The 13,152-nt window shown below is 53.4% G+C and carries 4 protein-coding genes and 3 pseudogenes; 1 reads left to right on the top strand and 6 read right to left on the bottom strand.

Features of this window, described 5'->3' with window-relative positions; translation table 11 throughout:
* Positions 1–81: 81 nt before the first annotated feature.
* Positions 82–286, bottom strand: a pseudogene (locus tag GM30_RS27805) (type VI immunity family protein); the annotation flags it as partial.
* Between the two features lie 256 nt (positions 287–542).
* Here GM30_RS27805 and GM30_RS02720 point away from each other — a divergent pair.
* The gene (locus GM30_RS02720) at positions 543–1,577 is read left to right on the top strand and encodes a hypothetical protein (RefSeq protein WP_155483904.1); all 1,035 of its coding nucleotides are present in this window, start codon (positions 543–545) and stop codon (positions 1,575–1,577) included.
* 661 nt (positions 1,578–2,238) lie between these two features.
* Here the strand turns inward: GM30_RS02720 and GM30_RS02715 are convergent.
* From GM30_RS02715 to GM30_RS02690, 5 genes and pseudogenes are all read right to left on the bottom strand, one after another.
* Positions 2,239–2,505: a hypothetical protein gene (locus tag GM30_RS02715; RefSeq protein ID WP_049847390.1), complete on the bottom strand. Its 267-nt coding sequence runs from the start codon at positions 2,503–2,505 to the stop codon at positions 2,239–2,241.
* 598 nt (positions 2,506–3,103) lie between these two features.
* A pseudogene (locus GM30_RS02710) lies at positions 3,104–4,570 on the bottom strand (VENN motif pre-toxin domain-containing protein); the annotation flags it as partial.
* A 95-nt stretch (positions 4,571–4,665) separates the two neighbouring features.
* Complete coding sequence (locus GM30_RS02705; RefSeq protein WP_049847388.1) at positions 4,666–5,070, bottom strand: DUF4279 domain-containing protein; 405 nt, start codon at positions 5,068–5,070, stop codon at positions 4,666–4,668.
* 8 nt (positions 5,071–5,078) lie between these two features.
* The gene (locus GM30_RS28150) at positions 5,079–5,366 is read right to left on the bottom strand and encodes a polymorphic toxin type 33 domain-containing protein (protein ID WP_049847387.1); all 288 of its coding nucleotides are present in this window, start codon (positions 5,364–5,366) and stop codon (positions 5,079–5,081) included.
* Positions 5,367–5,670: 304 nt separating this feature from the next.
* A pseudogene (locus GM30_RS02690) lies at positions 5,671–13,152 on the bottom strand (hemagglutinin repeat-containing protein); the annotation flags it as partial.

The raw sequence follows: 13,152 nt of genomic DNA, 5'->3' as shown, positions 1-13,152 counted from the left end.
CACTCTCTAGTAGTGATCAACAGGTGCGGAATTTCTTGCCGTGTCTGTCTTCCATTTCCAGTAGCACCTGCCCTTGTTTAGTCTGAAGATAAGTCCACTGCTATGAGGCAATAGCTCGATTTCTGGTGTCTTCTTCAGGCCATGAGCCTGTTTAGCCTGTTTCTCAACACCGCCCAGCCAGCCACGGATTGCCCAGAATAGTATACCAACAAGCTCCTTTTACACCTTCAGTTGAGTTAGTTCCATCAAGGAATCCCAACGAATCCACCATCACGCCCGGAGAACGTCAGGCTAGAGTGAGACTGGTTCCATCAGCTCAATCTTGAGTATAATTAGTAACCTGAAATGTTCTTTCTGTCAGCCACTAAATGCAAAGACACTGGTGGCATTTTGCACAAAATCGGAAATTTCTCGCAAACATTAGCGATAGCTATTTTTCACACTTGACTAATTTTTCCAGTAAAGTATGGCCTCTTGCTCTATGTGACTTCACCACAAGAGTTCCTATCAATCAAAACAGTGAAATTGAAATGAGTTGTAAGATGACTAAGAACGTCAATACACTATTACTTGAAACTGAGCCGTTCGAACCAGAAGGTGGCGGGATAAGTGGCTTTAGCATTGAATATCTTATTTTAAACTACAATGAGCTAGCGGAACTACCTTTCGAAGATATTTCATCTTGTCTGAAAGAATTCATAATGAATGAATTTATCATACAAAGTGCAGATGAAAATATCTACAGCGTTACGAGAAAAGGGAAAATAGCTCGAATAATTCATCTGGCAGAAAAGAAAAAGCTTCAACCAGCCCTTAAAGAACAATACAACCACAATCCAGAGGATCTAATCCTCGCTTTACTCGCAAGTAATAAAATTGATGAATGGAGCCAGTCAAGCTTTACTGCCACAGGAATAGGTATCTACCTACATCAGCATACAACCGAAAGCATTAACGACGCCATAACCATATTGTCAAGTAAAAACCTCATGGCAACTGAAGCACCTTTTCGTAATGACCGTTTCAGAATTACTGCGTTAGGTTTACAACATTACCTTTCCACTGTAAGACAAACACTAGGATTAGATTCCAATACAGGGATACTCACCCCTGTAGCTGAAGAATATACCAATGATAAGTTCATGAACCTGCCTAACTTAAACGACCACATAAAAGAAAACCTTAATAGTCGATGGTCAGAAACGGAGAAATGCGCCCTTTCTGAGGCCTGGCTTGCAAGTGTGATAATGCTCGGCAGCCTATTAGAAGGTGTGCTACTCGCAGTGTTAGAAGCCGCCGGAAAGAAAGCTCTAAATGCAACATCAGCCCCTAAAAACAGAACTAGTGGAAATGTTAAATCTATTGATACATGGACACTACAAGACTACATAAAAGTTGCCATCGAGCTAAAGCTAATCCCTTCCAGCATAGAAAAGCACATCCATGAACTACGTGATACTCGCAACCTTGTTCATCCAAACAAACAGCTACGCGAAAACATCATAGCCGATGAATCATTGTATCGAATATCCAGAGAAGTGACCGAAACTGTGATAGACGCATTGCAGCAGCAATAAGCGCAATTTTGGATCTGACCAAACACCACAGAAATTGACGCCAGCTGTTCACTCTTAGCTGGCCCAACTGGCCTTCAGTCAGCCCATACCAGAGAATACATTGCACATTCCAGAGCATATTACTCCACGAGAAGCCAGGGAGGTTTTCATAGTCGCCACGTTGAGCTTCTCACTCCCATAATTAAACTGGAGTAATGTTCTTAGAAAATAAAGTGATGTAAATCACCCAATACTAATACAGATATTCACCCCGCCATCTCCCCCGCATCCCCCCGTTTTTTACCCGCCCAAAATCACCTCGCATTCCTTATGCACCAACACTTTTACTGCCCCCCTGTTTCCCCCATTGTTGCAGGGGCTTTTTGTTCCATTATCCGGTTGCCTGTCAGTGGTGGTTCGCCATCCGGACTTACATATATTATCTTCTCAGCACCATTTTCATCTTTTCAAATAAATGCTATAGAGACAGCCGTTACCGGCTACCTCCGTGCAGATCCGAACATACGCAACGAACAAATCTGGCTTCCACTTTGGGTATTGTCGTGGAAGCGCTGCCTGGCGCTGTATTGCAGGACAAGATATTTTTCGCATGCTCCTGCGCCGCTTTTACCTGTCCGTCATCTGTACCACCACCCAGCAGGTTGTTCTCAACTACTAACATTTACTCTTTCGGTGGAGATTGTTTCTTTTGACGCTCTTTCATCCAGGACAAAAACCAGCACCCTACTCCTAGTGGTATGCCAGCACTTAAGCCATACCCCAAAGAATAATAGAGTTCTTCCCACCAACTAAATAAAAAAGAGCCATCTTGCAGATAGAATATTATCGCTACCCCAAGGCTTATCAAAAACACAGTAATAAAAATAACCAAAAACCAATAAAAACAAACAAAAATCAGATAAGGAAATGCAGTTTTATTTAATTGCATTCTTTTTATTCCTTGCGTCTAATTGGTCTTTTATTTTCCCACCGACAACTTCTGCCGTTACAGAACCAACAACAGCACCACCAATTCCAGTTGATACTTTTTCAGTAACCGTACTTGCACCACTACCTATTGCGGCCCCAATTCCTGCTCCGATCATCGCATTCGTTGGATCTTCCCCCTTAATTTTGCCCCCAATATACGCCCCACCGATACTGATACCTCCGGTAATTACTGCCCCCTTACCCTGGCTTAACGCCCCTGTCCCTATTGCAACGAGCGCATCTGTATAACTGAAAGGCTTGTCACCGTTCATGGTTAACTGAGTACTGATATTTGCACCACCACTAATGGCTCCGCCTGTCNGCCCCCCACCCCCGCCTGCCGTGCCGGTTCCCATCGTCGCAGCGGTACTCATTAGTAACGCCCATTTTTTCACCAGCTCAGTCGCCGGTTGCGGTGCACCTGTCCCTACACCTTTAGCTAAGTCGCGCTGAGCCTGTGCTATCTCATGTGCACTCGCACCGTTTTGTGCCATGAATAATCCCAGTGAGGATGTTGCCTGACCAGCATTCATCATCCCGGTCGGCAGACTAAATCTATTATTCTCCACTGAATTTTTCCCGGCCTGTGCCCCGGTTAGTGCACCAGAAGTGCTGTCACCAGCAATACCCCCTGCAAGACCAGACGCCATGGTACTGAGCGCCACAATCAGCTGTTTCTGTTCTTCGCTCAGCTTATCTTTCGGGATATTCGGGAAGAGCTGCTGCGCAATCAGTTCTCCGGTTACCGCACCCGCAGCGCCTGCCGCTGCATTACCGCCGTTCAGTTGCGCAGTGACTGCCCCCAGAATAGCATGTGCAACGGCTTTCGCTGCCTCGTTATCGTCAATGTCCATGCCATGACCGATAAGATTTGCCAGCTCTGGTGCTGAAGCGCCGGCCAGCGCCCCGGCAATATTCCCTCCAGCCAGCCCCTGAAGCGCCGCAGTCGCAGCCTGAATACCGCGCTGCAAATCACTACCGGTACCATAATCCTGCATGGCCGTCCGGCCTGCCTGGTCTGCGATTTGCTCTGGCGTCGGGTTGCTGTTACCTTCCTTCATCAGTTGGTCTTTCGCCGCCGCCAGCGCTGCCGGACCCAGAATAGCATGTGCAACGGCTTTCGCTGCCTCGTTATCGTCAATGTCCATGCCATGACCGATAAGGTATGCCAGCCCTGGTGCAGATGCCCCGGCAAGTGCCCCGGCGATATTCCCGCCGGCCAGCCCCTGAAGCGCCGCGGTCGCTGCCTGAATACCACGCTGCAAATCACTACCTGTACCATAATCCTGCATGGCCGTCCGGCCTGCCTGGTCTGCAATTTGCTCTGGCGTCGGGTTGCTGTTACCTTCCTTCATCAGTTGGTCTTTCGCCGCCGCCAGTGCTGCCGGGTCTTTCATTGCTTTCGCTTTAGCAATCTCCCCCTGCGTCATGGCAATATCCATGGCCTGACTGCCAATCTCACCAATCAGCTGAATTTCCTGCAGGCGGTTCTGTTCTTTTTCCTGTTCCGTGTCGCGGCTCAGGTCTGCCACATCCTGCTTCTGGTTTGCCTTGTCACGGATGATGATGGTGCCGTCGCTTACCGCTGCCTGGGTTGTGCCTTCTGCATGTCCACTGCTGCCACCGGAGGATATCATCCCGCCCGGCATGTTGCCTTTAAACTGGTCGCCGCCAAAACTTCCGCCGCCGCTCAGGCTGATGCCACTGTGGCTGACTTTGTAATCCGCCGCGTTATGCAGGTCGCTGAACCCCAGCGTGCCGGTATCAAGGTGGTTTTTATCTGCCGTCGCGTTCGAGGCAATGACCGCACCGTCAAGCTGAGTATGTTTATCCACCGTGATGTCGAACCCGCCGTCACCGGCGAACATGCCGGTCTGCTCCTGCACAGAGTCGTAGCGACTCTTCATCTTGTCCTGGCTGGCGCTGATGTAACCTGAGCCGGTCATGGAACCAAAGGTGAAGCTGCCACCAGCGGCTACGCTGCTCTGTTTGCTGTCGTAGCGGTCACTGTCCTGAAAGCTCGAATTTGGTGGTGGATACTTTTTCGAATTTGTCAGAAATTCACCAGACGGCGCTGAGAAAACGCTTACTAACTACCAGTTTTTCATTTATATATTAATCAACTGTAAACGTACAATTCAACTGAGCTTTCTGCTTCAATTTTTCCTAGGAAGCGATTTGTTTCTGCTGTCCAATAGATTGCGGGTTTTTCTCCATCCTCAACTTCAATTAATAACATTAAATAAAAATTGACCTTATACTTTTCTTTCATTTCTCTTAAGATTATTACTTTGTCCTTTAATAAAGAAAGTATGCTTTGTATTTGTATATCAACATCATATGATTGCTCCTTATCAGTACTGACTGACCAACTTGTCTCTGTACTAGGTCTTTTCCTCGAGCCACTGATCACGCCCTCTAGAATAATTTCCGTAGGGGAAATACCTAGCATGTTAGTAATTTCACTTGGTTCAAAACCGTTCCCGCATATTGAGAACTCTGCTTTTACAGTTGTTTTAGTCATGTAAAACCCTATTTGCTAATATACTCGCCAGTTGGGATGCCTTCACCTTTACCGCCTTTTCTAAAAATCCACAATTGTCCACTATTTTTGTCAACATAAATGTCATATAGTTTAATTTCGGCCTTGGAACCAAGAAAATCCATTTTGATCTGATGTGCATCTATTCCATTGTTTTTTAAGAATTTGTCGTCAGCCACTTTTATGTTAGACGGCTTTGATTCACCATTATCTTGACCTGAGTTTTCGTAATAAGTAGGGGTATCAGGGGCACCTTCAGTATTCCCTGTATCGTTCACAGATTGGTCTGGAGTCTGGTTACCACTTGTATTATTAGGTCCGGTATCAGCTTGACCATCTTTATTCCCCGTATGTGTTGCACCCTGTTCATCACTTTGATCAGGATTAACCAGTTTACCGCCCGTAGGATCTTGCTCAGCAATGGGTAACTCAGTATGCCCCGGTCCACGTGTTCCATCACGACTCGGATCACGCACAGCACATTGTTCACGGGTTCCTTCACAAGATCCAGCCATATCAAGATCATCAGAGGTNNACCGCACCAGAGCCGGCAGCCGCGGCTGTATTTCCTCCAGCAACTATTGCGAGGGCATTGTTGTCCGCAGCGTTTTTACCCGCCTGAGCACCGGTCCCTGCTGCTGCGGAACTGTTTTCTGCCAGTCCACCGGCTACCCCCGATGCGATGGTTGCCAGCATGCTGATTTGCTGACGTTCCTGTTCGCTGAGATTGTCGGTTTTACCACCATAGTAGTTATTAATGATGTACTGTGCCGCTAGCTCCCCACTGAACGCACCGGCTGCTCCGGCGACGGCATTATTCCCGCCAAGCTGGGCTGCCAGTGCACCCCAGACAGCGTGAGCCATCAGGTTCGCTTCCTGGTTGTCTCCGGTTGTCTGTTTGATAAGCTGAGCCACTGCCGGGTTCAGCCCACCCGCCAGCGCCTGACCAAAGTTGTCGGCATTCAGACCGCCCAGCACACCCGTGATGGCCTGCACCACCATCTGCGGCGTACTGCCTGTGCCGTAGCCTTTCATGACACCTTTGTATTCCGGAGTATCACGCAACTGTGTATCGCTCAGCCCTGGATGTTTCGCCCTGGCTTCTTTCATTGCCTCGGTTTCACCCAGCGTCATGACGATATTGCTCATCTGCCCGCTAATCTGACTGATAACCTGTGCTTCCTGCAGGCGTTTCTGCTCTTTTTCCTTGTCAAATATCGGTGCAATGCTGCCGTTGGCGTTTTCCGGGTCCCGGCTGAGGTCAGCCACATCCTGCTTCTGGTTTTCCTTATCCCGGATGACGATACTGCCGCCGCTGATGGCAGACGAAGTAGTGCCTTCTGCATGGCCCTTGCTACCGGACATGCCTGTCAGGGCATTCGCCGCATTTGCCATCGCGTTTCCGGCCACTATCTGGCTGGCTGTCATACCGGAGCCACCGGAGACACTGATACCGGTATGGCTGGTTTTGTAATCCGCTTCATTGTGGATATCCGACCAGCCCAGCGTGCCGGTATCAAGGCTGTTTTTATCTTCTGTCGCTGTGGACGCTATCACTGCGCCATCCAGCTGGGTGTGGTTATCCACAGTGATATCAAAACCGCCTTTACCGGCGTAAATCCCACTCTGCTCCTGTACAGAGTCATAATTGCTCTTGATTTTGTCCTGACTGATGCTGGCATAGCCGCTGCCGGACATCGAGCCAAATGTGAAGCTGCCACCTGCGGCCACGCTGCTCTGTTTGCTGTCGTAGCGGTCGCTGTCCTGAAGGCTTGAAATGGTCAGGTTATTGCCCACATCTGCTGTGACTTTCTCACCACTGACCAGAGCCCCCGACAGGGTGGTATCACGTCCGCTTGTGAGAGAGACATTTTTACCTGCATCCAGCGTGGTTTCGGTCCAGGTCGTGCCGTTGCCTTTCTCACTGCCTTTAGAGCCGTTAATGCTGGCAAAGATACTCAGCCCGCCACCATTAGTACCACCACCAAAGCTGACGCCCGCGCCACCACCCTTACTGCTGTTCTTCCCGGTGGTCTGTTGGGTGTTCGCGGCGGCAGCCAGCAAAATGTCATTCTGTGCGTTCAGGGTGGTGTTATTGCCGGATTTAACCTGACTCCCGGTGATGAGAATATCGCCGCTGTTGTTCTGGTCCCTGTTTTTCCCCGTGGCAGTGATAGAGACATTGTTACCGGCGCTGAGGGTTGAGCCGGAAACCATATCGTGCCGGTATTTCGTCTCAGACTTCGACTGCTGATGGTTGAGCGAAATGCTCACACCGATGCCGTTGTTCGGGTCGGCACTCTGCTGCTGTAATCCGTAGTTAGCGCCAGCCTGCACGCCGGACAGGATGGCCTGTGTGCCTTTCAGCGCGCCGAGTCGACTGTCGCTGCTCTCTTTTGCCTCCTGCGCGGAAGTGACAGCATTATTGATGGCGCTGCCCACTGTGCCGGAGAGGGCAACGGTCAGCCCGCTTTTCTTCTGCTCAAACGTCTCGTCCACGGTACGACGGTCGTGACCCGGGTCAATCACCACACGGTCACCGGTAATGCTGATGTCCCGGTTTGCAATCACATCCGAGCCGCTGATATGCGCCTGGTTGCCCGCGGTGATGCTGACGCTACCCGTGGTAGAGCCGATGGTGCTGGCGCTCTGGCTCTGGGTGGTTCCGGCCTCACGCCGGTCATGGGTGGTTTTACTGCTGCCGATGGTGAAGCCAATGCCACCAGTACCCATCAGGCCGGATTTTTTCTCTTCCTTAAAGCGCCAGGAGGTGTCGGTATTGGTGGCGGCGGATATATCCACATTATTACCCGCGCTGAGTGCCACATCCTGGTCAGCCACCACATCCGAGCCTTTCACCGTCAGGTCATTACCCGCACTGACGGTGACACTGTTCCCGGAGAGCAGGGAACCTTTCTCCCGGGTGGCGCTGTCTTCTTCAATGGTGTGCGTGGTCTTCTTACTGAGGAAGCCGCCGCTTTTCTTCTTCTCTTCCTTATAGTGATAATCACTTTCGGTAGCGGTGGTCAGGGTGACATCACGCCCGGCAACCAAAGCAATATCCCCGGTTGTGGTCACTGATGAGGCCTCAGACGTGATATCCCGCCCGGCAACCATCACGGTATCTCCACCGCTGGCGATTTCCGTACCCTGCTGACGTACGGACTCGTTAATTTCCTTTTTGTTACCGGATTTATAACTGTTGCCTGCGCTGGCCGACTCCGCCATCAGGTTCACGTCACGTCCCGCCTGCAGGGTAACGTTGTTTTCCGCCGCGATNCGGGCGCCCTGACTGTTCACATCGCGTCCGGCGGCAAGGGTGAGATTATTACCGGCGGTGACGGTGGAGACCGCCGCATGGCTTTCGTGGCTTTCAGCTTTGCCCCGGCGGTGTGTTTCGCCTTCCCGTGCCGCATTCAGGTTCAGGTCATTGCCCGCCGCGAGCAGGGCACTTTCCCCTGCAGAGACAGAAGACGCAGTGACGTTCAGGTCATTACCTGCCTGCAGGGCGAGATTACCGCCTGCGGTGATGCTGCTGCCATGATGCGTGACTGAGGCAGNGATCCTGCCCTCTGCCGTCATGGCAAGTTCGCTGCCGGCAGACACGTCCGCGCCGGTAATGTTAATGTCTTTCCCGGCTGAGACCATCAGCCCCTCTGAGGCATCAATGGAAGCTTTCTGACCGCTGAAAGCTCCGGAGACCCTCGAGTCACTGCCATCCAGTTCCCATTCATTCACCCGGGTAATGTTACTGATACTGCCAGTGACGCTCTCCAGTTGCACGGTCTTACCACTGATAGCCGAGCCGATATTATTAATGTCACCCAGTGCACTCAGCGAAAGGTTCCCGCCGGCGTTTATCAGTCCGGCATTCAGGTTGCCGAGGCTGTTACTGCTGTCGATGGCCAGGGCGTTTTGCGCAGTGATGGTACTGCCGTCGTTGATGACGTTGCCGCCTGCCAGTTGCACATTGTTACCGCTGATGACGCTGCCGTTCTGAACAACCACATCTTTCGGCGACAGATACACCTTCGGCACCATCACCGTCTGACCGTTAATGGTCGCGGATTCCCACCACAGAATACTGCCGGTAAGACGGGCAATCTGCTCAGCGGTCAGCGCCACACCAAACTGTAAGCCCAGGCCTTTTTGCTGACTCACCGCACTGTTCATCAGATACTGCATCTGTGCAAGGTCAGAACCCAGCCCGTTGATATAACGGCTGCCGGTCTGGTTAAGGATGTAATTGCTGACATAGCGGGTATCAAATGCCGCATCGCCGAGGAAACGATAGTCGCGGTCCGGATTCAGACCCAGCCGGTCCAGAAAATATGCCGACCCGAGGAACTGATTCTGGTCGGTGTAAGCACTGTTCGTTTCACGCGGTGCGTCGCCCGGGTGCATACCCAGTAATGCATACAGGTCGCCATACAGGTTTGGGTCCAGTTGACCAAGCCCGTCGAGTTTCGGGTTGACGGTGATGAGGTAGGGGCTGTCCGGGTCAGTTGAGGTCACAAAATAACCGTTTTTGCCCGACGGAAGAGGATACAGACTGACATCGCCGGGCCGGTCCACGGCGTCCCCGCGGTCAACAGACTGCAGTGCATTGCTGACCCTGTCCTGCCACTGCGGCCCGTTCACACTTTCTGTTTCGTCGTCCGCCAGTGACTGTGCATTCAGCCTGTCGGCAATATCACGTGAGGTGAGGGTGTTCAGGGAAGGAGCATTCAGGTCGCCGGACACCTCTGAAGCCCCCGCGCCGCTGCGGGTCAGTGTGTTACTGATGTCAGAGGTAAAAGCGGCATCGATATTTCCGCCGGCGCTGATGGCACCCCGGTACAGTTTTCCCTCCGGTGTGCCGGCGGTCTGTGAGGACAGACGATAACCGTTATAAACATACGCACCATGCTCATAAGAGCCCGCGCCATTGTTGTCATCCAGCGTCCATATGGTGTCCATGGACGAGGTCCCTTCCTGCCAGCTCTGGTTGCTCAGCGTGCTGCCCTGCAGGGTCATATTCCCGCCGGCAAGGATAAAGGCCGCTTCATTGTCCAGCCGGGTGGCATGCACGGTCATATCCGCACCGCTGACGATACGACCGGCGCTGCCGGTTGCCGTGACCGTGACGATTTCGGTATCGCCGGCCGGAACACGGTATGCCGGTTCAGGATTTTTCGAGTAGTTAACTAATAAAAGTGGTCCTCTGCTGTCGGTGATAATCAGCCAGCCGTCACCGGAGGTCTGTCCGCTCCCCGGTATTACTTCACGGGAGGCGGAGAAACTGTCCCAGGAGTTCAGCAGATGTGCCGTATTAATGGTGATGTCGCCGCGTATGGTCTCGATGTTCCCGGAGCGGTTAATGATTTCCGTGTTCGCTGTACCCGCCGCATTCTTCTGCATCACCAGATTGTTGCCCGCGAGGATATCGCCGTAGATGTTGTGAATACGGTCAGCAAACAGTTGCAGATTGTTACCGGCATAAATCAGCGCGGTGTTCAGCAGCGTTCCGGCGGCGTTCATCGTCATGTTGCCTGCCGTACCGAGAAAACCATTCGCCGTGATATCGCCACGTGAGGTCATCTGTACGTCACCGCCCGCAGACAGGCTCCCCGCGTCGTTAAGCAGAATGCTCTGCGCACTGAACGTGCTGCCGGCCGTACCGGTGGTCAGTTGACCATTGTTCGTAAAAACGCCACCCGCGCTGAGCGTCAGGCCGTTGCCCTGCATCACGCCGTTATTCGTGATGGCCGCCTGTGAGGTCACGGAGAGCTGTTTACCCGCCGCCAGTGTGCCGCTGTGAGTGAGGGCATTAACCAGTTTCAGGGTGGTATCGCCGAGCGCGACGACCTGACCAGTGCTGGTGAGCGTGTTGCTGTCAAGCAACAGATTACCGGCGCTGAACAGTCTGCCGTCCGTCTGATTACTGACAGTAGTCCCCTTCACGGTGAGGGACGTGGTACCCAGCACGGCGCCGCTGTTGGTGAAGGTATTATTCAGTACCTGCAGGTTTGCGCCCTGCAGCGTGCCGGTGTTGGTCAGGCTGGTTCCCCGTAGTTCGGCATCGCCGGTCGCCACTATCTTCCCGCCGTTAACGGTCTGCACGGCATTCACCAGCAGCGTCAGCGCCTGGATAAGCCCGTTGCTGCCGGTGGTCAGCTGCGGCGCGGTCAGCGTGAGTTTACCGCCGGAGAGGATGTTGCCGTCGTTCTGTGCACGCGTGGTGGCATTAAGCGTGGTCGCGCCGCCGCCCTGCAGCGTACCGTTATTGATAAGTGTCGCGGTGGAGAGATTGAGCGCATTCTGGCTCAGCAACACACCATTCACGGCGTTGTTCAGCTCGTTGCTGATGTTCAGGTCGAGCGATCCCCCCTGCACGCGACCGCTGTTCGCGAGTGAGGCGGCAGTGACGGTCGTGGCGTTGCCCTGAATTTGCCCGGCGTTACTGATATCTACAGCCTGCAGCGTCAGCGCCCCCGCGCTGAGCAGTTTACCACCCGCCTGACTGGTCAGCATACCGTTCAGCGAAACCGCCAGACCACTGACGCCGGTGATGTCGCCTGCGTTGGTCAGCGTGTCGCCCGACAGCGTCAGGTTCTGGGCGATCCATTGTCCGCTGTTGCTTAAATGCAGTGCACTGAGCGCCATCTCGCCGTTCGAGGTGACTTTGCTGCCCGCGGTACTGGTGAGACTCCCCGTCAGACGTGCAGTCAGTCTGTCCGCCGCCTGGATTGCACCGCTGTTTGTCAGACTGTCTGCGGTGAGCAGAACCCGTTTGCCCTGCCATTGTCCTGAACTGGTAATACTGCCTGCGGTGACGGTCAGATCACCGGTGGTCAGCAGTGATCCCCCGTTATTCATCAGCGCAAGTTGAGGGGATGCCATCTCCATACGGGAGGCAAGGGTCAGCGCGGCGATCCCGGTGAGCGTGCCGCTGCTGGTGATGCTGTCCTGGCGTACCGTCAGCGTTTTACCCTGAATCGTGCCGCTGTTGCTGAGCGTGTTACCCGTGAGGCTGAGACTGTCCGCTGACAGCAGTCTGCCCCGGTTGTCTGTCTTCTTCGCCGTCAGCGTGGCACTGCCCTGGCTCATGATATCGCCGGTGCTGACAAGCGAACCGGTGTTCGTCATAAGTGTACCGGTCGCCAGCAGGCTGCCGCTGTGGCTCCAGTCCGTGCCGGTCAGCGTGGTGTTCTCACCCTGTACTGTACCGGCAGTGGTGAGCTGCCCGGCGGTGATATCCAGTGCGCCCGCGGTTAACCAGCGTCCTGTACTGCCCTGGACCAGCGAGTCACCGGCGACGGTCAGTGTATTCGTTCCCTGCAACAGGCCGTCACCGGTGAGCGTTGCCGTCTGCACGGCCAGTCCGGCATCGCTGACGATAAGACCATTGTTGACGATACCAGGAACGTTAAGCGTCAGGTTCGCGGCGCTGTACAGCGTTCCGTCCTGCCGGTTGTCGAGCTGTTGCGTGTTCAGCAGCAGTTGTGAATCACCCTGCAACAGACCACTGTTGGTCAGCGTCTGCGACTGTACATTCAGAGTGGTGGCCGTCATCACCCCCTGGTTAACGACCGTCGGAGCGTTGATGTTCAGCGCCTCCGCACTGCTTTTACCGCTGTGGGTCAGGCGTTCGCTGGCGGTGATGTTCAACTGACTTTTTGCCGCCTGGGTACCGGCCAGCGTGGCCTGTTTCGCGTTGATGGTGACGTTGCGCCCCTGCATCTGCGAGGTGGCTGTGGTGGTGAGATTCTGTCCCTGCACCGTGATATCACCAGTCGCGTTTATCGCACCGTTCAGCGTCTGGCTGGCAGCATTCAGCGACAGGGCATTACCTGCGACCAGTTCACCGTTGTGGCTGAGTGTGCCGCTGGTGACGCTCAGGTTCTGCCCGGCGGTCACGCGCCCCTGTGTTGCCGCACTTTCGCTGGCATTCAGGGCAATGTTCCGGGCGGCATCGGTCTGGCTGTTGCCGTCCTGAGAAAGGGTGGTTGCCCGTAACGTGGCATCCCGCCCGGCCATCAGTTTTTCATTCTGTTGAGTGATTTTACCGCTGGCAGTCAGACT

This window comes from Trabulsiella odontotermitis (genome assembly GCF_001188485.1).
GTDB classification, from domain to species: Bacteria; Pseudomonadota; Gammaproteobacteria; order Enterobacterales; family Enterobacteriaceae; genus Trabulsiella; species Trabulsiella odontotermitis_A.
The sequence above is the reverse complement of the archived record's forward strand: the minus strand, read 5'-3'. Positions and strand labels throughout refer to the sequence as shown.